This is a genomic window from Pseudoclavibacter sp. JAI123 (assembly GCF_013409665.1).
In the GTDB taxonomy this organism is placed as follows: Bacteria; Actinomycetota; Actinomycetes; order Actinomycetales; family Microbacteriaceae; genus Pseudoclavibacter.
The window spans coordinates 228400-253225 of sequence record NZ_JACCCM010000003.1 but is presented as its reverse complement, the minus strand read 5'-3'; the positions used below and the strand labels follow the sequence as shown (position 1 = coordinate 253225).

17 protein-coding genes and 2 tRNA genes are annotated in these 24826 nt (G+C 69.0%); 5 read left to right on the top strand and 14 right to left on the bottom strand.

Translation table 11 applies throughout. From position 1 onward, the window contains the following. Nucleotides 1-193: 193 nt before the first annotated feature. From HDC34_RS16270 to HDC34_RS16255, 4 genes are all read right to left on the bottom strand, one after another. A complete protein-coding gene (locus HDC34_RS16270; RefSeq protein ID WP_179557804.1) occupies nt 194-1873 on the bottom strand; it encodes an SDR family oxidoreductase in 1680 nt (559 codons plus the stop codon). Between the two features lie 135 nt (nt 1874-2008). Next, entirely contained in the window at nt 2009-3010 is a 1002-nt protein-coding gene (locus HDC34_RS16265; protein WP_179557803.1) for an anti-sigma factor, read from the bottom strand. Continuing rightward, nucleotides 3007-3564 carry an ECF RNA polymerase sigma factor SigK gene (gene sigK, locus HDC34_RS16260; protein ID WP_308807384.1) on the bottom strand — a complete coding sequence of 186 codons (558 nt, stop codon included), beginning with the start codon at nt 3562-3564 and terminating at the stop codon, nt 3007-3009. The genes HDC34_RS16265 and sigK overlap by 4 nt, the downstream gene beginning before the upstream one ends. Nucleotides 3565-3664: 100 nt before the next feature. Further along, nucleotides 3665-5461 carry a cytochrome c biogenesis protein CcdA gene (locus tag HDC34_RS16255; protein ID WP_179557802.1) on the bottom strand — a complete coding sequence of 599 codons (1797 nt, stop codon included), beginning with the start codon at nt 5459-5461 and terminating at the stop codon, nt 3665-3667. Nucleotides 5462-5747: 286 nt separating this feature from the next. On the opposite strand from HDC34_RS16255, the gene HDC34_RS16250 reads away from it, so the two are divergent. Then, complete coding sequence (locus tag HDC34_RS16250) at nt 5748-6437, top strand: fasciclin domain-containing protein (protein WP_104252061.1); 690 nt, start codon at nt 5748-5750, stop codon at nt 6435-6437. 283 nt (nt 6438-6720) lie between these two features. After that, entirely contained in the window at nt 6721-6993 is a 273-nt protein-coding gene (locus HDC34_RS16245) for a GlsB/YeaQ/YmgE family stress response membrane protein (protein WP_104312971.1), read from the top strand. A 211-nt stretch (nt 6994-7204) separates the two neighbouring features. Here HDC34_RS16245 and HDC34_RS16240 read toward each other — a convergent pair. The 4 genes from HDC34_RS16240 to HDC34_RS16225 all read right to left on the bottom strand — a co-directional run bounded on the left by HDC34_RS16240 (nt 7205) and on the right by HDC34_RS16225 (nt 9773). Continuing rightward, nucleotides 7205-7278: transfer RNA gene (locus HDC34_RS16240), tRNA-Met, on the bottom strand. 32 nt (nt 7279-7310) lie between these two features. Beyond that, nucleotides 7311-7385: transfer RNA gene (locus tag HDC34_RS16235), tRNA-Thr, on the bottom strand. 96 nt (nt 7386-7481) lie between these two features. Beyond that, on the bottom strand, nt 7482-8735 hold the full coding sequence (locus HDC34_RS16230) for a M23 family metallopeptidase (RefSeq protein WP_146080845.1): 1254 nt from the start codon (nt 8733-8735) through the stop codon (nt 7482-7484). Nucleotides 8736-8963: 228 nt separating this feature from the next. Beyond that, a complete protein-coding gene (locus HDC34_RS16225; protein WP_257023392.1) occupies nt 8964-9773 on the bottom strand; it encodes an inositol monophosphatase family protein in 810 nt (269 codons plus the stop codon). A gap of 187 nt (nt 9774-9960) precedes the next feature. Here HDC34_RS16225 and HDC34_RS16220 point away from each other — a divergent pair, with 187 nt between their 5' ends. From HDC34_RS16220 to HDC34_RS16210, 3 genes are read left to right on the top strand one after another with little or no spacing between them, the layout of a single operon-like run. Then, entirely contained in the window at nt 9961-10746 is a 786-nt protein-coding gene (locus HDC34_RS16220; RefSeq protein ID WP_179557800.1) for a DeoR/GlpR family DNA-binding transcription regulator, read from the top strand. Beyond that, complete coding sequence (locus tag HDC34_RS16215; protein WP_179557799.1) at nt 10743-11750, top strand: 1-phosphofructokinase family hexose kinase; 1008 nt, start codon at nt 10743-10745, stop codon at nt 11748-11750. Before HDC34_RS16220 ends, HDC34_RS16215 begins: the two co-directional genes overlap by 4 nt. After that, on the top strand, nt 11747-13783 hold the full coding sequence (locus HDC34_RS16210; RefSeq protein ID WP_179557798.1) for a fructose-specific PTS transporter subunit EIIC: 2037 nt from the start codon (nt 11747-11749) through the stop codon (nt 13781-13783). The genes HDC34_RS16215 and HDC34_RS16210 overlap by 4 nt, the downstream gene beginning before the upstream one ends. 560 nt (nt 13784-14343) lie before the next feature. Here the strand turns inward: HDC34_RS16210 and nhaA are convergent. The 6 genes from nhaA to HDC34_RS16180 all read right to left on the bottom strand — a co-directional run bounded on the left by nhaA (nt 14344) and on the right by HDC34_RS16180 (nt 24739). After that, nucleotides 14344-15795: a Na+/H+ antiporter NhaA gene (gene nhaA, locus HDC34_RS16205; RefSeq protein WP_179557797.1), complete on the bottom strand. Its 1452-nt coding sequence runs from the start codon at nt 15793-15795 to the stop codon at nt 14344-14346. Between the two features lie 285 nt (nt 15796-16080). After that, the gene (locus HDC34_RS16200) at nt 16081-19110 is read right to left on the bottom strand and encodes an aminotransferase (protein WP_179557796.1); all 3030 of its coding nucleotides are present in this window, start codon (nt 19108-19110) and stop codon (nt 16081-16083) included. A gap of 382 nt (nt 19111-19492) precedes the next feature. Beyond that, a complete protein-coding gene (locus tag HDC34_RS16195; protein ID WP_179557795.1) occupies nt 19493-21073 on the bottom strand; it encodes a GMC oxidoreductase in 1581 nt (526 codons plus the stop codon). Between the two features lie 47 nt (nt 21074-21120). Further along, a complete protein-coding gene (locus HDC34_RS16190; protein WP_179557794.1) occupies nt 21121-22626 on the bottom strand; it encodes an MFS transporter in 1506 nt (501 codons plus the stop codon). A 128-nt stretch (nt 22627-22754) separates the two neighbouring features. Beyond that, nucleotides 22755-23705, bottom strand: a complete 951-nt coding sequence (locus HDC34_RS16185) for a hypothetical protein (RefSeq protein ID WP_179557793.1) — start codon at nt 23703-23705, stop codon at nt 22755-22757. Continuing rightward, nucleotides 23702-24739 carry a Gfo/Idh/MocA family protein gene (locus HDC34_RS16180; RefSeq protein ID WP_179557792.1) on the bottom strand — a complete coding sequence of 346 codons (1038 nt, stop codon included), beginning with the start codon at nt 24737-24739 and terminating at the stop codon, nt 23702-23704. Before HDC34_RS16180 ends, HDC34_RS16185 begins: the two co-directional genes overlap by 4 nt. Between the last annotated feature and the right edge of the window lie 87 nt (nt 24740-24826).

Below are 24826 nucleotides of genomic sequence, written 5' to 3'. Positions count from 1 at the left end.
GCTGAGCGAGAACGCGCATCCGCACCCGCATCCACGCCCGCCACCCTTCATCCGTCACCCCGCACGCAGACACACGGAAAGCGCCGGTTCGTCGAGCAACGAACCGGCACTTTCCGTGTGGATGCGGGGCCCCAGAAGGTCGCCCGGAGGGACCAGCCGGAGGGACCGGCCGGAGGGATGTGAGTGGGAGTCCTCAGTCGTCCGCGTTCGCGGCTGCCGTCGCGACGATGCGGGAGGCCATCGTCGCGAAGATGAAGCCGTGGAAGGGGAAGACGGCCGCCCAGTAGAGGCGGCCGAGCAGCCCCTGCGGGAAGTAGACGGCGCGCTGCTCGTAGCGCGAGCGGATGCGTTCCCCATCCTTCTCGCCGTCGCCCTGCGCGTTCGTCTCGCCCTCGCCGTCGCCGACGGGCACGGCCCGCATCTCGAGCCAGGCGAGCCCAGGGACGCGCATCTCGGCGCGAAGGCGGAGCAGCGACCCGTGCTCACCGCCACGTTCGATCGTCTCGACGCGCCAGAAGTCGAGGGCGTCACCTTCGGCGAGACGGTCCGGGTTCGTGCGTCCGCGCCGCAGGCCGACACCGCCGACGAGCTTGTCCATGACGCCTCTGGCTCCCCAGAGCAGCTTCGACGAGTACCAGCCGTTGTCGCCGCCGATGCCCTCGATGACGCGGAACAGCTGCTCGGGCGGCACCGTGCTCTCCTTCGACTGCTCGTCGGTGAACACCGTCTGCCCTGCCCAGTCGGGGTCGGCGGGCAGCGGGTCGCTCGGCGAGTTGTGCACGTTCGCGTCTCGCCAGCTGGTCTCGGTCGCGCGCAGCTTCTCGCGGCCGAGCGCCAGCTCGACGGCTCGCAGGTACGTCGTGAGGCCTTCCTCGGGCGGCGGGATGAGCGCGTCCACGTCTCGGTTCTTGACGACGCACTCGTTCTGGAGCGACTCGACGAGCGGGCGGGCGATCGATTTCGGGATGGGCGTGACGAGGTTCACCCACCTCGATGCGAGGCCGGGCGTGAAGACGGGGAGCGAGGCGATGGCACGCTGCGGAAGGCCAGCTTTCACCGCGTACCCGTTCATCATCTGCCCGTACCTGAGCACGTCTGGCCCGCCGATGTCGAGCGGACGGTTCACATCCGCTTCCACTCGGGCGGCACCTAGGAGGTAGTGGAGCACGTCACGCACGGCGATGGGCTGGATGTGGTTGCGCACCCACTGCGGGGCCGGCATGTAGGGAAGCACGTCGGTGAGGTGGCGGACCATCTCGAACGACGCCGATCCTGAACCGATGACGATGCCGGCCTGCAGCACGATCGTCGGCACGGGCGAGTTGAGGAAGACCTCGCCGACCTCCTTGCGGGAGCGCAGGTGCTTCGAGAGCTTCGCGTCGTCGGGATGCAGGCCGCCGAGGTACACGATGCGGGAGACGTTCGCTTGCGCGGCCTGCTCGGCGACGTTCTCGGCGAGCTTCAGGTCGGTGCGCTCGAAGTCGGAGCCTGAGCCCATGGCGTGCACGAGGTAGTAGACGACGTCGATGTCCTGCATCGCTTCGCCAACGGCCTTAGGGTCGTCGGCGTCACCCACGACGACGTCGACCTGGTCGCCCCAGTCGTAGGCGGCGACGCGGCCTGCGTTGCGGGCGAGCACGCGCACGCGGTAGCCGGCGGTGAGGAGGCGCGGCACGAGGCGCCCCCCGAGGTAGCCGGTGGAGCCGAAGACGAGAACGCGGGGAGCGGACCCGTCGGGGCGCGGCTTGGCCTTGAGCGCGGGCTCGGTGCCGGTCGGTGCGGGGGTCGCGGGAGTGGTGTTGTTGGCCGGGGCGTCGCCGGTCGTGAAGTCGTTGCCTGCGGGGCCGGATGGGGGCGTGCCTGGGGATGCCATGCTTGCGAGGCTATGACTTCAGACTGACCGAAAGATGATGGGTTGACATCGCGAAGTTCGGGCCGTCCGGGACGGGGAAGACCCCCGAGCGGCCGAGCCGCTCGGGGGTCTTTCCGGCTGTGCTCTGCTCGGCGTCTAGCTCTGCACGACCGCGACCGGGTCGGTGGTGGGGAGGCCCGTCTCCGAGCCGCCCTTCGACTCGACGGTGACACCGACGGCCATGCCGGGCGCGAATGTGCCGTCGAGCACGCGCACTGCCGGGGATCCGTCGGCCATCGTCAGGATGCCGGCAGGTGCCGGCCCCTCGCCGTCGATGTACCAGAGCTCGTAGTCGTTCTCAGCTGGCAGCTGGGCCATGCCGTGGGCGACGACCGCCGACTGGCCGAGTTCCTCGGACCAGTAGACGGTGACGGTCCCGCCGCCGGCGACCTCGGTGCGGGCGCTGTCGACGTCGGGGGCGGCGAGGATCAGCGCGACGTCACCGTCGGCGGTCGGCGGCTCCTGCCCATCCTGCCCAAACCCGCCGAAGGCGAAGCCTCCGCCGAGGAACAGGCCGACGGCCAGCACGACGGCCGCGGTTGCCGCGAACATCGCCTGTGCGCTGCTGCGGAACCAACGTCCACGGGCACGCGTCTCGACGGGACCGAAGTCGTCCTCGCCGTGGCCGGTGCTGGATGCGCCCCCGCCAGCCGAGGCGACGCGACGATCGTCGTGAAGATCACGATCGTCGTCCTCGTCGGTCTGCGGCTCCGGGACGAGGGATAGCTTGCGCCGTCCCTCGCCGTCGGTGTCTTCGTTCGCCACGTCGGCTCGCGAAGGCACTCCAGTCGCGTCCGAGGCGTCGGCGGAGGACGTCGCATCCCGCTCGTCGCCGATCGGGTTCTGCTGCGGGAAGCTGTCGAGCTTCGCGAACAGCGAGTCCTTCATGGAGAGGGGCGGTCGGATGGGGTCCGTGGCCAGCGCGAGCTGGGCTGCGGCCTCCTGGTAGCTCTCGAACTCCTCGGAGAGCTCGCCGTCTTCCAGGAGCTTGTTGAGCAGCGCCCGGTCGGCGGCATCGTCGAAGTCGTTGGCGGAGAGCGCCTCTGCAGCAAGCAGCTGCTCGAGCTCTTCGCGTTCGCGATCCTGTTCGTTGCTCATGACTCCACCCCCAGCTCTCGTCGCAGCCGATTCATTCCGTCTCTGATTCTCGTCTTCACCGTGCCGAGCGGCACCTCGAGCCGTTCCGCGATCTCACTCTGCGTGAGACCCCCGTAGTAGGCAAGGGTGACGGCTTCACGTTGTTGATCGCTGAGCTTCGCGAGCGCCTGCTGTGCGCGCTTGTGCTCGATGCTGATCTCCGCGGATTCGGCGACGTCGTCGCGTTCCCCTTCGAAGTCCCGCACCCCGATCTTCAGGTCACGGTCCTTCGACGCCTGGGATGCACGCACCCGGTCGATGGCTCTGCGGTGCGCGACAGTCAGCATCCAGGTGGTCGCCTTGCCCTTGCTCGGCGAGTACGACGCGGCGGTCTGCCAGATCTCCAGCAGCACTTCCTGTGCGACCTCCTCGGATTGCGCCTGGTCGACAAGCACTCGCCGGATCAGCCCCAGAACTCGCGGGGCCATGAGGTCGTAGAGGGTGGAGAAGGCTTCCTTGCTTCCTGTGGCGGTACGCACGAGAAGTTCCTCTATCTCTCCGATGGTTTCGCTCACCAGTTCAGCTTGCCATCTCTCGAAGCTTTCGCGAATTCGGTTGACTTCAACCTGTGAATCGGCGGGAGCTCTGGTGGGGGCTGGGGCGTTCGGCCTGGCCTCAACCGAAGGTGAATGAGTAAGCATCCACGCCACCCCCCAGCGTCACGGTCAGCTCTCCCTGCTTGCTCTGGTCCCCTTCGAAGAGGAGGTACGAGCCTGGGTTGCCTTCGACCTGGATCTCGCGGGGGCCCGTGCCGTCGTCGACGGTCACCGTGCCCGATCCGCCGAGCACCATCCGGATGGTCGAGGCCGTGTACGAGAGCTTGATCTTGCCCTCGTCGTCGCTTCTGATGCCCTGCGAGTCGAGGTTGAAGTCGCCTTCGAGGGAGAACGTGTCCTGCTGCTGCTCGGCGGGGAACGTGAAGCTGCGGTCGCCCTGGCCGTACTCGCCCTCACCTGCGTAGTTGACGACCTTCGTCGGCATCAGGTAGGTCTCGGGGGTCGTGCTTCCGAGCTCGGGCGTCGTGTCCGAGGTGTCGGTCTCACCCGGCAGCTGCACGTCGGGGTTGGCTTCCTTGAGGAGGTCGCGGATCTGCGCCTCGGTCTCCGCGTATCCGCCTTCACCGAAGTGGATGGCGCGGACGGTGCCGCTCGCGTCGATCAGGTAGTGGGCTGGCCAGTAGCGGTTGCGGTAGTTCGTCCACGTGCCGAGGTTGTTGTCGAGTGCGACGGGGTACTCGATGCCGAACTCGTCGATCGCGTTCGAGACGTTGGATGCTTCCTTCTCGAAGGCGTACTCGGGCGAGTGGATGCCGATGACCTGCAGGCCGGCGTCCTTGTAGGCCTGGTCCCAGGCGGTGACGTGAGGGATCGAGCGGATGCAGTTGATGCAGGAGTAGGCCCAGAAGTCAATGAGCACGACCTTGCCCTCGGCTGCCTGCGCAGCGAGCTGCACCTCTTCGCCGTCGGGAGTGTTCATCCACTCCTGGATGTCGAGGATCTCGGGCGCGGGACCGCAGTCGCCGAGCTCAGGATCGCCGGGCGTGCAGTTGGTGAGCTGCTCGTTCTGGTCGTTGACGAGGCCGCCGAATGCGAGGGCCTCTTCGACCTGCTCGTTCGAGTTGAACTGCTCCTGCAGGCCCGCCGTGTAGTCGGGGACGAGGCGCTGGAGCAGCTGTGGGAGGTTGAAGACGAGGCCGATCGCGAGGGCGATCATGACGACGCCGGCCGTGATGCGGATGCCGCGCTGGTGCTTGCGGAACGACTTGACGCGCTCGCCCACCCGGCGACCGGCGAGGGCGAAGATGAGGAGCGGGATCGCCGCACCGATGCCGAAGGTCACCGTGAGGATGACCGTCTCGATGCCGATCTGGCCGGTCGAGCCTGCAACCGTGATGGCGGCGAGCACGGGGCCGGCGCACGGCACGTAGACGGCGCCGAGGGCGATGCCGAGGAGGAAGCCGCCGCGGTCGGTGTTGACCTGCTTCTGCGGGATCCACGAGAACGGCTTCTCGAGGAGGTGCTCGAACTTCGGCACGATGAGGCCGACTCCGATGAGCACCAGCACGATGATGCCTGCCCAGCGGAGCACATCCTGGGGGAGGCCCAGGAGGCTGAGGAGCAGCGAGCCGAGCAGCGTGAAGACGCTGAAGCTTGTAACGAGGCCCAGGATGACGAGGTACGGACGGGCGGATGCGCGCCGCTTCGTCTTCTGCTCGCTCTTGACTCTCGTCTTGAGCGTGCCCTCGTCGGGCCCATCGGCCCCGGGATCCTGGGCCTCGGCTTGCATCTCCTCGTCGCTGCGCGCACCCTGCACGCCGCCCGAGAAGAAGATGACGGGCAGCACCGGGAGGATGCACGGCGATATTCCCGTGATGAGGCCTCCGAGGAAGCCGATGAGTCCTAGCGAGATCATGTTGCGCTCCCTGCAGCGTGGCTGTCAGGCGGTCAGTGATGCCTGTGAACGGAGTTCGGAGCGGTGTCCGTTTCGGTTTGGTCTCACCACCTCTTCTGTTGCTGGAGGAGGTCACATCCCGGGCCTCGGAGGGGCACCCATATGTAAGGACTCGAAACCCGCGATTGCGACGCCCCAGAATTTATTCCGAACTTTTCCAATCCGTCCCGGGAGGGCCTCCGAATGTCTCAGTGAACCGCAACGGATGCGGCTCCGGCCCACCGGCCGAGAAATGAGGAGTGAAGTTATGCGCACTATCACCAGGAAGGGCTCACTCGCCCTCCTCTCGCTGGCGGCCATCTCGACCTTCGGCCTGGCAGCCTGCTCGAACTCGGCCCCCACGGCTGAGCCTGACGCCTCGATGGAAGCGTCCCCCATGGAGACGACCATGGAGTCGCCCATGGAGACCTCCATGGAGACGATGGACCCAGCCGCCAACCTTGTTGGCCCCGGCTGCGCGGACTACGCGGCACAGGTGCCGGACGGCGCTGGCTCGGTTCAGGGCATGTCCCAGGACCCGGTTGCGGTCGCGGCCTCCAACAACCCGCTGCTCACGCAGCTCACCGCAGCGGTCTCCGGACAGCTCAACCCTGATGTCGACCTCGTCTCGACGCTGAACGGTGGCGAGTTCACGGTGTTCGCACCGGTGGATGAGGCCTTCGGCAAGATCGATGCCGGCACGATCGAGACGCTCAAGACCGACGCGGACCTGCTCTCGGGCATCCTGACCTACCACGTCGTCGAGGGACAGATCCTGCCTGACGAGATCGCTGGCGAGCACACGACCGTCCAGGGCGAGACCGTCACCGTTGAGGGCTCGGGCGACGACCTGACCGTCGGTGCCGGTGGCGCCAAGGTCATCTGCGGTGGAGTCCAGACGGCCAACGCGACTGTCTACCTGATCGACTCGGTGCTCATGCCGCCGTCGAAGATGTAAGGCAGTACCTACTAACACAAATAACAGATAAGGCCCCGGATCTTGCATCCGGGGCCTTTCTCTGATTCTTTTCGCGCATCTGGCGGATATGACCGCGACTATCACAGGAAGAGCACGGCTTTCCGAGTGTTTGCGCACAGGATTTCCATATACCGATATCCGGGGTCCACAATGGACTGTCCGGTGAAGAGCCTGGCTGCACCGCTGAGCGCCACAAGCGCCACAAGGGGCGGCCAGCGTCCGACACCGGCGACTACAGTCAACATCGAACTTTGGAGCTCTCATGGGATTCCTCGCATTCCTCCTTCTCGGACTCATCGCCGGGGCCATCGCGAAGCTCATCCTGCCCGGCAAGCAGGGCGGCGGATGGATCGCAACCCTCATCCTCGGCGTCATCGGCGCACTGCTGGGTGGATGGATCGGCACGGCGCTCTTTGGCGCTGACGTCGACTCGTTCTTCTCGCTGAGCAGCTGGCTGCTCGCCATCGGCGGGTCGCTCATCGTGCTCGTCATCTGGGGCTTCATCACAAGCCGCGGCAGCAAGAACAAGGCGTAAGACGCCTCGCACGACCAGAACAGCGGGTCCCGGCAATCGCCGGGGCCCGCTGTTCTGCGTTGAGCTGTCACGAAGAGCTCAACACTCGGGCACGCGGGCGCGGGCACAGGCACAGGCACAGGCACAGGCACGATGCGATGCGATGCACAACCCGCAACGCTCGGCACGACAAAAGACCCGGCTGCCAGAACGGCAACCGGGTCTTCATCTGTAGCTGGAGAGAGATTCGAACTCTCGACCTCACGATTATGAGTCGTGCGCTCTCACCAACTGAGCTACCCAGCCAAGGGTTTCTGCAACAGACACCTGCTCCAGAATGGAGCCCCGAGTCGGGTTTGAACCGACGACCCCTTCCTTACCATGGAAGTGCTCTACCACTGAGCTATCGGGGCGAGATGCCAATCGAGCTTGTGGCTCGGAATGGCACCAGATGAGGATAGCACCTCACGGAACCCCGTGAGAACACGACCCTCGTCGTGGACCGCGTGTTACGCGCCAGCGCTTTCGCCTGGCATCGTGACGACCGTGGAAACCACGTTGAACTGCGTGAGGAAGGCGATCGGGTCGATCTTGTTGCCGTCCGCCGTGTGCACCTCGAGGTGCAGGTGGGGGCCAGTGGATGCGCCCGTGTTGCCGACCTTGCCGAGCTCGTCGCCGACCTTGACGACGTCGCCGACCTTGACCGCGATGGAGCCGGTCAGCATGTGGCCGTAGACGCTCTCGTAGCTCTGCCCGTTGATGACGTGCTCGACGATGACGTGCACGCCGAGGCCGCCGTTGTCGGTCGGGGTGACGCTCTTGACGGTGCCGCCGGCGATCGAGCCGATCGGCGTTCCCTGAGCGGGTGCGAAGTCGATGCCCATGTGGTTCGTGCTGCCGATACCACCGGGCGAGACGCGAGGACCGAAGTCGTCGGTGATCGCGACGCCGACCGGGAACGGCCACTGGACCGTCGAGGAGAGGTCGTTCTTGTAGGTGCCACGGTCGACGAGGCTCATGAGGTTGGCGGCGGTTGCCGACCCCATCGTGGTGACGGCGTACGCGTCTTCGCGCTCGACCGTCGTGCCTTCGCCACCGGAGACCGTGAGGGTCTGGCCGGGAACCGAGGAGACGGCGTCGGCGAGCGCTGCTGCACTGTCGCCTGCGACCTGGTCTTCCTGGGTGGAGGTCGCGTTGGCGGGCATCGTCGAGACGACGGCGATGGTCGCCGCGAAGCCGAGTGCCGTGACGCCTGCCGCGCCGCGGAGGAGGGCGCCGCGCTTCTTGTGCGACGACTCCGAGTTCTTGACGCGGACGAGGCCGCGGCGGCCGGTCTTGCTGTCGACCTCGGGGCGAAGAGCCTCTTCGTTGCGTGCGAAGCTCAGCGGCACTTCGAGGACCGCGACCGAAGCGCGCTCGATGCGAGCGGTCGACTCGGTCTCGTCGGAGCGGATCTGCGCGACTTCGGCGATGCTCGGCGTGACGATGGACGCGGGGGCCGGTGCAGGTGCGGAGACGACGGGCGCCGCCTCGGCGATCGACACGACCTGCGGCGCGAGGGCCGCGGTGATGACGGGGGCCGTCTGCACTGGAGTCGAGGTGCGCTCCGCCTCGCGGCGGGCACGGCGGGAGGTGAATGCCTCCGGCGTTGCCTCTGGCGCGCTAGCCGCGAGCGATGCGAGACGCTCTGCTTCGCGGAGTTCTCGACGGGTCATGGGCGCCGGCTGAGCCTGCTCCTGGCCCGATGTGAGAAGGGAAGTCAACGATTCATATCCTTACCGCGGTTTATAACGAACTGGTAAATAGTAACGCGCAGGTCACGGAAACTTCAAGGTCTCCGGAGAATCGAGGCTCTGTGTGGCCCGTCGCGAGGGTCGGCCCATCGGCCGCGTGGCCAGTAATCACGCGGGAGGGCGCGGGAGTCGACGACGTTCCAAGTCGGGCGTAATTCTTGCTGTCGAGCGCACCCCGGGCGTGCCACCGTCACGGATTCAGAGGCCAACCCCAGGAAGCATCGTGACCAGATCGGCCAGCTGGACCTCGAGCCCCGGCTTGGCCGCGATGATCAGGCGGCGCCCTTCGCGCCCCATCGCCTCGCCCATGACGACCGCGCCGGCCTCGCGGGCGACCAGCGCCGCCCCTGCGTGATCCCACGGGTTCAGCCCCGACTCGTAGTACGCATCCAGCCGATTGATCGCGATGTTGCAGAGATCAAGGGATGCGGCGCCCACGCGGCGCAGGTCGCGCACGCGGCCGGCAAGCGTCGTCCACTGCTCCGCCTGCTGCACACGACGCTCGGCCGAGTAGCTGAAGCCCGTGCCGACGAGAGCGAGCTCGAGAGGCGGGGCCGCGTCCACGTGCAGCCGCTCGCCGTTGCACCAGGACCCCTGCCCACGCATGGCGGTGAAGGACTCGCGACCTTCCGGGTTGACGACGGCTGAGGCGAGCGCGGTGAAGCTCGAGGGCTCAGAACCTGGATCGCCGAGAACGACCGCGACGCTCACCGCGTAGTTCGGGTAGCCGTAGAGGTAGTTGACGGTGCCATCGATGGGGTCGACCACCCAGGTCAGTCCCGTCTCGCTTGCCGTGGCGTCTGATTCCTCACCGAAGAAGCCATCGCCAGGGCGGAGCTCCTCGAGACGGCGGCGGATATGGGCCTCTGATTCCCGGTCAGATGCGGTGACGATGTCCACCGACGACGACTTCGTGTCGGCGACCGCCACGCCTTCCTTCCGGCGCGCAGCCACGAGCTCGCCGGCCTCCGTCGCGAGCGTCACCGCGATGTCGAGGAGCTCCCGCAGCTGCTCGGGAGCGAACTGATCGGCGTCTGGTGCAGGTGAGGAAGCGTCGCGTTGGGTCACCGCTGGAGCGTAGCAAGCGCGCCCTTCGCGGGCTGATTCTGTGTTTGTGTTTGTTTCTCTTGTTTTACGCCCGCTTCGGGCGTACGCTCTCCACCAGAACCAACACCCGGATCGCACAGGAGCATCCATGTACGCAACGGAGCGGCACGCGCTCATCCTCGAACGCATCACCCAGCACGGGAAAGTCGCCGTGCGGGAACTCGCGGGCGACCTCGACGTCACACCAGAGACCATCCGCCGCGACCTCGACCAGCTCGAGCTCGAGAACCTCGTCAGACGAGTCCACGGCGGAGCCGTCAGCAACTCCCTCGGCAGCCTCGCCGAGACCGCCGTCGCCGAACGGCAGCCGCTCAACCACGACGCCAAGGTGAGCATCGGCGAAGCCGCCGAGCGCCTCATCCCCCGCGGCTTCACCGGGTCCATCCTCATCGACGCCGGGACGACCACCGCCGAGATCGCCGCGGCCCTCGTGCGACGACCCTCAGACGAGCTCGCGAAGCTGCAGGTCATCAGCAACTCCCTGCCCATCCTCGCGCTCCTCGCGGCGCACAGCGAGCTCACGACGATCGCCATCGGCGGGCGAGTGCGAGGCCTCACGAGCGCCGCCGTCGGCCCGAGCGCCCTCACCCAGCTCGCCGCGCTTCGCCCCGACCTCGCCTTCGTCGGCACCAACGGCATCAGCGCCGAATTCGGGCTCAGCACCCCAGACCCCGACGAGGCGGCAGTCAAGTCGGCCATGTGCCGAGGCGCCCGCCGCGTGGTCGTCGCCGTCGACGCCTCCAAGTTCGACCAAGACGCCCTCACCCACATCGCGCCGCTCTCCAGCGTCGATGCCCTGGTCACCGACCAGCCCCCGCGTGCGGCACTCGCCGCCGCGCTCACCGAGAACGACGTGGAAGCAGTGCTCGCATGATCGTCACCGTCACCGCCAACCCAGCAATCGACAAGACCCTCGCCCTCCCCCACCCGCTCGCTCGAGGTGAAGTCCAGCGACTCACCGGCAGCGAGTCGCAGGCGGGCGGCAAGGGCATCAACGTCTCCCGCGCCCTCCGCGCCTCCAAGCTCGACAACCTCGCCATCTTCCCCGCATCCGCAGACGACGACTTCACGCACCTCGTCGAAGCCGAGGGGCTCCGGATGCTCCCCGTCCGCATCGAAGGCAAGGTGCGCACCAACTTCGCCGTCACCGAGACCGACGGCACCACCACCAAGCTCAACGAGCCCGGCCCGCACCTCAGCGCCGAAGAAGCAGACGCCCTCGTCGCCGCCGTCGTCGCCGCATCCCACGACGCCGACTGGCTTGTCCTCGCGGGCTCCCTGCCGCTCGGAGTGGACTCCTCCTTCTACGCAACGCTCATCGAGGCCGTTCGCGCCGAGCTCGGCGACGCATCACCGCGCGTCGCCGTCGACAGCTCAGACGCCCCGCTCGAAGCGCTCCTCGCATCCGGAACCCGCGTGCAGCTCATCAAGCCGAACGCCTTCGAGCTCGCCGACCTGAGCGGCATCTCCGACGGAGACACCCTCGAAGCCGACCCGCAGCTCGCCGCCGACGCTGCGGGGAGAGCCCTCGAACGGGGAGCCGACGCCGTGCTCGCCACCCTCGGAGGAGCAGGCGCCATCTACCGAGACGCCACCACCAGCCTCTTCGCCACCCCGCCACCCACTCGCGTGCGCAGCACCGTCGGAGCAGGCGACTCGTCGCTCGCCGGCTACCTGCTCGCGAGCGTCACCGGGGCCACCCCCGAACGCGCCCTCGCCCAAGCCGTCGCCCACGGAAGCGCCGCAGCTTCCCTCCCCGGCAGCGGAGTCCCATCCCCCGAGCAGACACAGCCGGACCTCGTCCGCATCGACCACCTCGCCACCACCGGCGAACACAGCAACAGCATCGCAACCAGCACCAAGGAGAACGCATCATGACCACCTACATCACGCCAGGGCTCGTCGCCCTCGACGTCGACCTGGGTGCGGACAAGACCGATGTCATCCGCAACCTCGCCGAACGCGTCGTCTCGCAGGGCCGCGCGACCGACGCCGCAGGGCTCGCCGCCGACGCCCTCGCCCGCGAAGAACAGGGAGCAACCGGCGTGCCCGGCGGCATCGCCATCCCGCACTGCCGCTCCGGCGCCGTCACCGAGGCCACGCTCGCCATGTCGCGCCTCAACCCGGGCGTCGACTTCGGCGCCCACGACGGGCCCAGCGACCTCGTCTTCTTCATCGCCGCCCCCGACGGCGCCCACGACGAGCACCTCCAGATGCTCTCCAAGCTCGCCCGCTCCCTCATGGTCCCCGAGTTCAACGACTCGCTCCGCGCCGCGACCACCCCGGAAGAGATCGTCGCGATCGTCGAGAAGGCCCTCGAGCCCGAGGAAGCCAAGCCGGCAGCTGCTGCCGCACCCGCGGCTCCCGCCGCGAGCGGAGCATCCACCGGCCCCGTCATCGTCGCCGTCACGTCCTGCGCCACCGGCATCGCCCACACCTTCATGTCAGCGGATGCGCTCACCGCGAAGGCCAAGGAGATGGGCATCGAGTTCTACGTCGAGCCGCAGGGCTCCTCGAAGGTCACGCCCCTCGACCCCGCCATCATCAAGCGTGCAGACGCCGTCATCTTCGCCAACGACGTCGACGTGCGCGACCGCGGCCGCTTCGCCGGCAAGCCCGTCGTGCAGTCGCCCGTGAAGCGCGGCATCGACCACCCGGACGAGCTGCTGGGCGAGGCCGTCGCCGCAGCCAAGGACCCGAACGCCAAGCGCGTCCCGGCCGCCGACTCCAGCGAAGCCTCCGAGAACAACGCCAACGAGAGCGTCGGCGCCCGCATCAAGCGCTGGCTGCTCACCGGCGTCAGCTACATGATCCCGTTCGTCGCAGGTGGCGGCCTCCTCATCGCCCTCGGCTTCCTCCTCGGCGGCTACGACATCGTCAGCGACGGCCGCAACACCGACATCATCCTGCAGAACTCGCTCTTCAACCTGCCGCCAGACGAAGCAACCCGCTCGGGACTCCTCGTCTACCTCGGCGCAGTCGCATCCGCCATCGGGCAAGCCTCCATGGGCTTCCTCGTGCCAGCCCTCGCCGGCTACATCGCCTACGCCATCGCCGACCGCCCAGGCATCGCGCCCGGCTTCGTCGCCGGTGCCGTCGCAGGCATCATGGGCGCCGGCTTCATCGGCGGCATCGTCGGTGGCCTCATCGCAGGTGGCGCGGCCTACTGGATCGGCTCGTGGAACGTGCCCCGCTGGATGCGCGGCCTCATGCCGGTCGTCATCATCCCGCTCGTCGGCTCCATCATCGCCTCCGGCCTCATGGTCATCCTCCTCGGCGGCCCCATCGCGGCCCTCACCAACGGCCTCAACACCTGGCTCACCGGCCTCACCGGCGCCAGCGCCGTGCTCCTCGGCATCATCCTCGGCACCATGATGTGCTTCGACCTCGGAGGCCCCGTCAACAAGGTCGCCTACGCGTTCGCAGTCGCCGGCCTCGGCGCCGGATCCTTCGACAACCAGGCACCCTGGATGATCATGGCCACCGTCATGGCAGCCGGCATGGTCCCGCCGCTCGCCATGGCACTCGCCACCACCATCGCACCGCGCCTCTTCTCCCCCGTGGAGAAGGAGAACGGCCGCGCGGCCTGGCTCCTCGGTGCAGCCTTCATCTCCGAAGGCGCCATCCCGTTCGCCGCAGCCGACCCGCTGCGTGTGATCCCCGCGAGCATCCTCGGCGGCGCCGCCACCGGTGCCATCACCATGGCCACGGGCGTCACCTCGCAGGCACCCCACGGCGGAATCTTCGTGTTCTTCGCCATCGGCAACCTGCTCTGGTTCGTGCTCGCGATCCTCATCGGAACCGTCATCTCCGGCCTCACCGTCATCGCCCTCAAGAAGTGGGTGCGCAAGGCACCGGTCGACGCCGACGTGCCAGTCGCCGCCTCGCTGCAGGGCGAGCTCGCGCACTAGGTCGCTCGCGTCTCACAACCAAGTCTCGGGATGGCTTTCTCACTTCCGGATGGATAATTTCCCATCCCGAAGTGAGATAGCCATCCCGAGACTCGTTGACGGTACGTGGGAGTGTCCGTCTGCGCCGGCCGCCGGCGACTTCCCTCAGCCCAGATGCTCACGGACCCACCGGTTCGGGCAGATACTCACGGTGACGTGGGCCGCGTCTTCGGCGCACGCGACCCAAACCTGCGCGTGACGTCACCGTGAGTGGCAAGGCGTGCGGACGCAGAGCCAACCCGCCTGAGCAGTGCGGCTACACCCCGGAGCAATGGGGCTCACGAGACCACCGGTTCGAGCGGTCGCGCTGACGCTCAAGGTGACGTGGGCTGCGACTCCGACGCGCACGGCCTGACTCCGCGGGCGACGTCACCTTGAGTGTCTGCGCGACCGTGCGAGTCGATCCGTTCGCCGTGCCGTTCAGGTTCTGCGAACTCCGAGGCCTCAGGGGCCTCACCCCGGAGGTCGGGGTGCGAAACGCTAGGCGGACTCGACGTCGGACGCCCGCCGGCACCTTTCGATCAGCGGATGGGGGTCGTGTCGACGTCGGGGACGCCGTCCTCGTTCATGTCGGCGTTGCGCGCCCGGCGAGCGTCGAGTCGAAGGGTGACGGCCGCGAGCGTCGCCGCGATGAGCGTTCCCGCGAGCACCGCGAGCTTGGCCGCCGCCAGGTGCTCGCTGTCGGGGAACGAGAGCTCCGTGATGAGCAGCGACACCGTGAAGCCGATGCCCGTGAGGAGCCCGACGGGGAGCAGGTCGCGGAGACCGATCGCATCCGGGAGCCGCAGCGGCGTGAGCTTCGTGACGAGGGCCGTCATGCCGAGCACGCCGACCAGCTTGCCGACGACGAGCGCCCCCGCGATCGCGATGAACACCGGCTGGGCGACAACCTCGCCGATCCCGTCACCGTCGACGACGTTTACGCCGGCCGCGAAGAACGCGAAGACCGGGAGCGCGAATCCGGCGGACAGCGGCCCGATGCGCTCCGCGAACCGGTGCGTGCGCGCCGAGGCCTCGCCGTGCACGAGCTTCGCCGGCACCGTGAAGCCGAGCAGCACGCCAGCGATCGTCGCGTGCACGCCGGACTCGTGCATGAGCGCCCACGCGACGATCGCGAGCGGTACCAGCAGCCACCAGACGGGCCGCTTCGAGCGCACGACCACGGCGAAGAGCGCGATGACGGCGAGCGAGGCGCCAAGGGCCAGCAGGTTGACCCCGGCCGTGTAGAAGACGGCGATGATGATGATCGCGAGGAGGTCGTCGACGACGGCGAGCGTCAAGAGGAACGTGCGCAGTCCGCGCGGGAGGCCCTTGCCGAAGATGGCGAGCACGCCGACCGCGAAGGCGATGTCGGTGGCGGTCGGGATAGCCCAGCCGCCGACCGCGGCGGGGTCGCCGAGCAGCGTCACCAGGAGCACGAACAGCAGCGCCGGCGCAGCCATGCCCCCGACGGCGGCGAGCACGGGGACCGCCGCCTCGCGCGGGTTACGCAGGCTGCCGGTCACGAACTCCTGCTTGAGCTCGACGCCGACCACGAAGAAGAAGATCGCGAGGAGGCCGTCGGCCGCCCACGTCGACAGCGACAGATCGAGGTGCAGGGATGCGGGCCCGATCACCACCCCGGACAGGGATGCGTAGCCGTCGCGCCACGGGGAGTTCGCCCAGGCGAGTGCGAAGGCGGCCGCGAGCAGCAGCAGAATGCCGCCCGTCGTCTCGCGCGACACCCACTCGCTGAGCCTCGTGAGGGGACCGCCGACCGAGACGGGCGCCGCGAGGGGCTTGCGGGCGGCGGGATGCTCGGCCGGAGCGGTCCGGTCGTCCCGGCCCGACCGGTTGTCCTGGGCGGGCTGACCGGCCTGGCTAGCCCGGTCGTGCTGGGCGGGCTGGTCGCTCTGACCGGCGCGGTCGCTTTGGTTGGAGTGCTGCTCCGGGCTGGGCTGGGCCGGTGAGGTCGGTTCTTCTGGTGCGTTCACAGGGGTCTCCTCAGAGTTCGGACCCGTCGTATCCCGACCGGGCCGCCGACCAGACTTCCCGGCACACCGGAGGCGATTCTACTCGGTCGGAGGGACCCGCGCGCGGGCACGATCTCCGAACCGCCGCCAGTCAGAGTGCCGCTCTGAACCGCTGGGAACGGCCACTTGGCTGGCAGCGATGGTGTCGGGGGATGCGCGTCGGCGGGTGGCGCGCACTCAGCGTTCAGCTCGGTGCGCGCGGGCGGGCGCGAGTGCGGGCCGGGTGTGGGCCGGGTGTGGGCGCGGTCAGAGGCCGCGGGTGAGGACCTCGTCGAGGGCTGCGACGAAGGTGTCGGCGCTCGCTTTCGTGAAGCACAGCGGCGGCTTCACCTTCAGGACGTTGCCGCGGTCGCCGGTGGGCTGCACGACGATGCCGATGGCGAGCATCCGGTCGCAGAGGGCGAGCGTCTCGGCCGTGGCCGGCTCGAGGGTCTCGCGGTCGCGCACCAGCTCGATGCCCTGGTACAGCCCGCGCCCGTGGATGGCGCCGATGAGCGGCTGCCGTTCGGCGAGGTCCAGCAGCTGCTCGCGCAGGTAGCCGCCGATTTCGCGCGCGTTCTCCTGCAGCCGGTCGTCGCGCATGATGTCGAGCACGGTGACGCCGAGCCTCGCGCTGAGCGTGGAGCCGCCAGCGGAGGAGAAGAAGGTGCCCTGGTCAGCGAGAGCCTCGGCGATCTCGGAGCGCGTGATGACGGCGCCGAGCGGATGCCCGTTGCCCATGGCCTTCGCAACGGTCACCACGTCCGGCACGATGGGCTCGCCGTCAGGGCCGGCGTGCTGTTCGAAGCCCCAGAACACGTCACCCTGCCGCCCGTAGCCGACCTGGACCTCGTCGGAGATGACCACTCCCCCGCCGGCGCGGACCGCGTCGTAGACGGCAGCGAGGTAGCCCGGGGGCACCTCGATGGCACCCGCGTTGCCGTTCCGCGGCTCCGCGATGAACGTGCCGACTGGGGCTCCCGCGGCGGCGAGGCGCTCGAGCTCGGTGAGCGCATCCGCCGCGTACCGCTGACCCGCGTCGTCAAAACGATGCGTGCCCCGGTAGGCGTTGGGCGCGTCGAGCGCGTGCACCCAGGGCGCGCGCAGCTCGGCGGCGAGCGGGTTGTCGGAGGTCGACGTCGAGACGGCATCGGCCGCGTACGACCAACCGTGGTACGACTCCTCGACGCAGGCGACGTCGTCGCGCCCCGTGAACGCCTTCGTGAGCCGGAGGGCGAGATCGACGGCCTCGGTGCCGCTGTTGACGAGCAGCACGGTGTCGAAGCTGTCAGGCAGAGTCTCGAGAAGCCGCCGGGAGAGCTCTGCGACCGACGCGTAGTTGAACCGTGAGTTGGTGTTGAGCATGCGCCACTGCTGCGCGACCGCATCTGCAAGCACGGGATGCCCGTGGCCGAGGGCCGTGACGTTGTTGACCATGTCGAGGTAGTGGCGGCCAGCCGTGTCGATGAGCATCTCGCGCCAGCCGCGCTCGAACTGCGGCGGATGCGCGTAGTAGTGGCCTTGCAGGGGCGCGTAGGTGTCGAGTCGCGCGCGGAGGGTCTCGTCGGCTCCTGTTCCGGCTCCAGCTCTGCCCCCGCTCGGAGCGAGCCCGATGAGCTCGCTCGGGTCGCCGATGACGGCGAGCCAGGCCGGGAACTCCTCGGCGGTCACGAAGCGCGGCACCGGCGCGGCAGCGGCGTCCACCGCCGACACCTCGCCGAGTTGCAGGGAGACCTGCGCCCAGCCGGCGATCTCGGCGAATGGGTCACCCTCGTCGACGCGAGTGGGGACAGCTGCGCTCTCTCCTTCGAGCGAGCGGCCCTCGACGAGCCCGCGGGCACCGGCGATCACGAGTGTGCGCGTGCCGTCCGTCAGCGTGACGTGTCCCTCGGCCGAGGACACGAGGCCCGAGAACGGTGCCGTCAGTGCGAGGTCGCCTGTGCTGTACAGCTCGACGCCGGTGGCGACGTTGGCGGGGGCGTCGCGGGAGACGCCCACCGAGCGGGTGAGTCTCGGCTCGCCGAAGCGAGTCGCGGCGACCCCGCCCGTGCGGGCGGCGAGCAGCAGCAGCTGTGCCTCGGCTTCGGCCCCTTCGTCACCGAGCCAGGAGCCGTCGCGCAGTGCGGTGCTCGTGTGGTCGAGGGTGACGACGCGGGTGCGGCGGGCGAGTTCGGGGTCGAGGAGCGTCGCGCCGCTGGGTACCGTGGCTGGCCCTGGCGCGACCGTGCGTCCGAGTGCTCGTCGGATCGCGGCCGTCGCGACGCGCGAGTCGAGGGCGGCCGGGACGGCGAAGATGGTCCACTCGCGCTCGAGGGCCTCCTCGGCATAGTCGTTGCCCTCGTCGATGGCGACCTGCTGCAGGCCGCTGACGACGAGGGTCGCGCCCCGGAGCACGATGAGCGGCCAGAGCGCGTCGATCTCGGCGTCGGTGAGCGGCACGACCGCGTCGAAGGCGCGGATGAGCGGCAGCACGGCGAGGGGGCGAGCGGGGTCGTGGTGGAACACGGCCGTGCAGGCGACCGCCAGCTCGGCGATGCGCCACCCCGTTCCCACGTCGCCGAAGTCGATGATGCCGGAGAGCTCGGGGCGGCCGAGCGCGCCGGCCGTCGCGACGAGGTTGTCGTCGGTGAGGTCGCCGTGGATGGCCTGCAGCGGCAGTTCGTGCTTGAGGGGAGCCAGCGCGGCCGTGACGTCCTCGAGCGCGCCGAGCACGAAGGCCTGGCGTTCGGGCTCGGTGACGTAGCCGATGAGCTCCTCGACGAGCTGCTCGCCGACTCGCAGATCCCACTGCAGCTCGCGGTCGAGACCGGGATGCTCGAAGCCGGCGAGCGTCGCGACGACCTGCCCGACGAGCGTGCCCATGGCCGCGATCGTGTCGGCGGAGAAGTGCTCGAAGTCGATGAGGGGCGTGCCCTCGACGAAGGTCAGCAGGCGGATGCTGTGCGGCGACCCATCGACGTCGGCCGTCTCGATGTCATGGCCGTTGACGCTGGGCAGCGGGGCGGGCGACGGGTGGCCCGCCCCGAGCATCCGCCGCATGGCCTCGTTCTGCGCCTCGATCTCGTCGCGGCGCACGGCCCGGTTGCTGACCTTGAAGAGGACGCGGCGGCTCGGCGCCTGCGGGGGTGAACCCGGCTCGGTGAACAGGAAGTTGCGGTCCTGCTGGCTGCCGAGCTCGCGAACCTCACCAGCGACGCCGTACAGCTCGGCCGCGAGGCGACGCACCTCGTCGATCGTGATGTTCGGGCGCGGCAGACCCTCTGCGAACGACGGAATGCCCTCTGCGAATGCGGCCATGACTGCTCCCCCTCGAGTCGCCGACCGGTGCGCGGTCGAACCGAGGCAATGCTAGCGGCGGCCGCCGACATCGCGATCGAGGGCGAGCACCCGCCAGCGCCAGGAGTTTCGAGTTGGAAACCTCACTTCGTTGTGGGAACTTTCCACGAACGAAGCGAATCTTCCAGCCCGAGAAGGCTGGTCCTGCCGTTGCAGCCATCAGCGTGGGGGGGACGCCGATGCTCGAACCACGCCCAGCGTGCGCGGCTGGGGATGGGTTCGCACTTCGGGATGGGGAGCAACCCATCCCGAAGCGAGGAACCCATCCCGAGACCCCGACGACGAAGCACGCTCGACGAGGGCAGCCCGACGACGCTGGACGACGCCCGGAAGCGGGCGTGCCCTACGCGAGCTCCTCCGCGAGCTTGCGGGCGCCGCGCACCGCGATGGCGACGCTCATGAGCGTGGGGTTCATCGTGGTGGCGGTGGGGATGAGTCCGTTGCCGCCGACGTAGAGGTTGTCGATGCCCCAGACCCGCGAGTAGGGGTCGGCGACGGTGGTGCCGTCGTCATTCGCGCCGGCGCGCATCGTGCCCTGGTAGTGGAGGCTCGAGCCGTTCGGCAGGAGGCGAGGTTCGGCGATGAAGGTGCCGAGCTTCTCACCGGCGCGGCGAAGGTGCGCCTCTCCGTCGGCGATCTCCGCTTTCTCGACGTCCGTGAGCGCGTAGTCGACGGTCATGTTGGGGAAGCCGCGATAGTCGAGCTCGTCGTCGTGGAACGTGATGCCGTCCTCGACGCGCGGGTGCTTGCGCATCCCGTATCCCATGTTGACGTAGCCCCAGCGGTTGCCGGCGTGCGGATGGGCGGGGTCGAGCGGGAACGGCGGGTTCTCGGCGTACATGACCTGCAGGGAGAAGGGATGGTCGGGCTCGGAGAAGGGGATGCGGTTGACGGCGCCGACGGGGTCGGCCGGGTTGAGGGCGCGGCGGGCGAGCTCCTCCTCGAGGTCGGCGTCGGTGGCGAAGCGCGCCATGCCCTCTGGGTCGAGGGCGACGGTCGAGATGACGACGGGGTGCTCGGTGAGGTAGCGGCCGAGGGCGGCCGGGCGGATGCCGGACGCCCAGAGGAGCTGCGGCGAGCGGAAGGCGTCGGCGGCGACGACCACGGCGTCGGCGGCGACGAAGCTCGTCTCGCCCGTGCGAAGGTCTTCGACGGTGATGCCCGTGACCCGAGCGTCGACACCCGGGCCCTCGCGCTCGACGCGCCGCACGAGGGTGAGGTCGCGCAGTTCGAAGCGCTCCGCGAGGGGGTTGCCGGCCTCGACGAGCGGGCCGAAGACGACGTCGGCCCCTGCCCAGCGGACGGTGCCGTCCGGTTGCGCGTCGCCCGCGACGGGGAGCGTGCTCGGCCCGAAGCCTTCCGGCAGTTCAGCGGAGAACTCCTCTGAGAGCAGCGAGCGGATGGCGGCTCCCACGCCGGAGTCGGCGAAGGCCGCCGACTGCACGTGCAGCAGCCGCTCGGCGCTCACGATGAGCTCATCCCACTCGGCGCTCTCGATGAAGTCGACGCGCTCGCTGAACTCGGGGGCCGGGGTCGCGCAGGTCCAGTGCGCGCCCATGCCGCCCACGTTGGTGGAGGCGGCCGCGGCCGGGAACGTCTCGGTGTGCGCCGACCCCTCGCCGCCGAAGTCGAGGAGGTGCGTCCCCTGCCGGGCCGTGAACATGCCCTCGACGACGGCCGCCTTGGGGATGCCGAGCGACTCGCGGAAATCGCCGGCCTGCGGCCCCTGCGAGCGCTCGCGGGCCAGCTCCTTCTCCGCCGGGTCGGCGATGTTGCGCACGCTCTCACCGGGAACGTCGGTGAGCTGCGGGCCCGCCTCGAACATCGTGACGTGCACGTCGGGGTTCGTCTCGAGGAGGATCCGCGCGTAGGCGGCCCCGATGGGTCCGCTGCCGACGATCGCGACGACTGGGTTCTTGGTCATGTGCTTCCTCCTTGGAAGTGAGGGGTGAGTGGATGCGGCTGCCGCGCTCAGGCGCGCGACGCCGGCTCGTTCTGGGGTTCGACGACGACGGGGATGCTCCCCGTCTCGTTGGAGAGGCGCCCTGGCGGGAGCAGCAGCGCCGCGACGAAGCCGACGGTGTACGCGGCGGAGAGGCCGATGAAGATGGGCGCGAACACGTCGCGGTAGATCTGTGCGACGGTCGCCTGGAAGGCCGCATCGCTGCCGCGCACGAGCTGCGGGGTGAGGCTCGCGGCGTCGAAACCGATGGGGAGCATCGCCGCGACGCCGGCCCCGATCACCCCACCGATGATTGCGGTCGTGACGGTCGACCCGACCTGGCGGACGATGTTGACGCTCGCCGTGACCGCCCCCGTGGCGTTCTTGGGGGCGGCGCTCTGCACGACCGCGACGATGAGGCTCATGAACGAGCCGGTGCCGAGCCCGACGGCGAACATGACGACCATGGGCACCCAGAGCGCGAGGCCGACGGGCAGCATCGACATGATGATGAGCCCGACGGCGCCGAGTGCCGTGCCGACGATCGGGTAGACGCGGTAGCGACCCGAGCGGCTGGCGAGGAAGCCCGTGAGCAGGTTGCTCACGAGCATCCCCATGACGGTGGCGATGGGCACGAGCCCCGAGACGGTCGCGGTGGTGCTGTACGCCATCTGCACGTAGGTGGGGAGGTAGGCGGTGATGGAGAAGAGGCCGACGCCGATGATCGCGGAGAGCGCCGTGCCCGCGGCGACGGTGCGGTTCTTGAAGATATGGAGTGGCACAACCGGGTTGGTGGCGCGCACCTCTGCCCAGAAGAACAGCGCGAACGCGGCGAGCGCGATGCCGAAGGCCGACAGCGCGGAGGTGAGCAGCTCGGGGTCGGAGACCCAGCTCACGCCGAGCACGAGGGCGACGAGTGCCGCAGTGAAGGCGACCGAGCCGAGGACGTCGAATCCGGGAGCCGCGGCGCGGGGGATGCTCGGGATCGCGACGAGCGCGAAGATCAGGGCGGCCACGCCGACGGGGAGGTTCACCCAGAACACCCACTGCCAGCCCCAGTTGTCGGCGATGATGCCGCCGAGCAGCGGTCCGATGAGGATGGCGACGGGGAACGCCGCTCCGATGATGGCCATGTACTTGGGGCGGGCACGCGGGCTCGTGACCTGGGCGATGATCGTCTGCGACATGAGCTGCAGGCCAGCTGAGCTCATGCCCTGGAAGACGCGGGCGACGATGAGCAGGCCCATGTTCGGGGCGAAGCCGCACGCGAGGGAGGCGATGAGGAACAGGACGAGCGACGACAGGAACACGGCGCGGGGCCCGACGATGTCGCCGAGCTTCCCGAGCACGGGCAGGAGGACGGTGCTCGCGAGCGTGTAGCTGACGACGACCCAGCCCATCTGCTCGAGCGCGCCGAGGTCGCCCGCGATGGTCGCGAGTGAGGTCGACACGACCGTGTGGTCGAGGGCGCCGAGGAAGGAGACGGTGAGGAGGGATGCGACAAGGAGACGGAGTCTCAACGGTGAGAGTGGCATAAAAGGGCCCGAACGATCGGACGATCTACGCGACATGGTGTGCCCTCGGCCGCTGCGTCGCGGCCGGTGACGGGTTCGTGGAACCCCTGCGTCGGACTTACTCTACCGAGACTTATGTTGAAAAACAACTAAAGATGGCCAGCAAGTCGCTCATCTCCGCCTCGCTGAGGCGGCAGCCCAGCCTCGATCTGCCGCTGGAGCTCGAGGTCGGCGAGCACGCCGGACAACTCCGCACTGATGTCGCCACGCAGTTCGGAGACACGTACCGCCTTGATCGCGCGACGCAGCTCTCCGCGCACCCGATCTTCGTAGCCCGACCCGACCAGCTGCTCGCCGTGCGCGGAACGCACCACACCGCTCGCATGACCGGTCCCGGCGTCGACGACGACCTCGACCTCTGACGCACCGAGCGCGGAGACCCGCAGCCACGGAGGGCCGGAGCTCCGCCGCCAGGACAGCGTTACCGGCGTGCCGGGCTCAGACTCGGCCAGGGCGGTCGCGCCCCTGGGCTCCCCTCGCACAGCCGTCAGCGTCAGCTGCGACCCGGTGAGCACCCGAGCCCAGCCGAGCGCGTCGCGCAGGACGCCGCTCGAGGCGGCGCCCCCGACCTCGACAGTGACCAGTCGAGCCCCATCTGTCAGAGGCTCCACGAGCGCACCCACCCCATCAGCGAGACCCCTCGGGAGGAACCGCCGCGCGACCAGCACGGGTACGCAACCCGCCGCCGATGCCACGCCTGCGCTCATCGGCGCACCTGCACCGGCGCCCGCGCGCACATGTGTGCCCGAGTTCGCTCCCACTCCCGCACTCGCATCCGCCACCGCATCCGCACCCAACAGGACCACCTCGTCGACGACGACACCGAGCGCGCCCGCGGCCAGGGCGGCGTCGAGCCCGGCAGCCCAGCCACCCGTGACACGGCCGTCCACGACAACCACCGCCCCCTCTGCACCTCCCGCAGCCTCCGCACTCAACGGCAGCGCTTCGATCGCCGCGCGATAGGCAGCCAGGACGTCGTCACGAGGGCCGACCGCGTCACATTCGAACGGCGGCACGAAGACGGGCACGCGCGCGCTCACGAGGCGCTCGCCTGGATGTGCGCCGCGGCGGCCGCGGCGAGCTCGAGGGCGTAGCACGTGTCCGCCAGCTGCTCGTCGTACTCCAATGGGGCACCGCCGTCGAGGAGTTCCGCGAGGGCCAGCCATTCGGCCTCGTAGCCGTCACGCGGCGACCTCGGCGGTGAGCTGACCGTCCCGTCAGCCTGTCGAACCGTGACGTGAGCGGCACCGTCGTGCACAAACGCGGGCGGGAAGTGGACATCGACGCGTGCTTCTCCCGCCGCCACCGTCAGCCGCCAGCACGCATCCGCCCCGTCCTCCCGCATGACGGCCGCGATCTGCACGTGGGCGCCACCCGAGCGGTAGCCGAGAACGAACCCGACCGGAGCGACGAAGCGCGCGAAGTCGATGCCATCGATCCCGGGAAGCAGGTCGCGCACGGCGGGCAGGTCGTGGATCGCGAGGCCCGACACAAGCTGCCGCACGATGCCCGCCTGCACATGGGCGGGGAGCCCGGGCGGTGGACGCCGCACGGAAGAGACCTCGCCCGCAGGAACCTCGGTGACCAGCCGGTGGTAGCGGTCGTTCGGCGGCAACGACAGCGTGACCCGCACGCTGTCGACCGGCGCGCGCAACTCCCCGATCGCGCGCCGAGCCTGCACCCACCCGGGGTCATAGAGATGGTTGGTGCCGATGAGCAGCGCGACTCCCCGCTCGCGACACGCGGCAACCAGCGCTTCCGCCTCCGCGACGGTCGTGGCGAGGGGTTTCTCGCAGAGGATGCCAGCCACCCCGGCGTCGAGGGCGGCCTGCACGTGCGCCGCGTGCTCGGCGGGCGGTGAGCAGATCAGCGCGACCTGCACGCGCTTGTCCTGGAACAGCTCGTCGACACCCGAGCTGCTGCTCGCACCCACACGATCGGCGAGTTCGGCCGCGCGGCCACTCCCCGAGTCGGCGATGTGAACAACCCGGAACAGCTCAGGGAAGCGAGCCAGGGTGGGGAGGTGGAGCGCGGAGACGCCCGGCCCGGCCCCGATGACACCGACTGACCACATGCGACCACTTCCTCGTGCGCTTTTGTATGTTTCATGCGAAAGATCGTTTTGGACGAACGTATCTGGGTGCTTCCTGCGGCGCAAGGT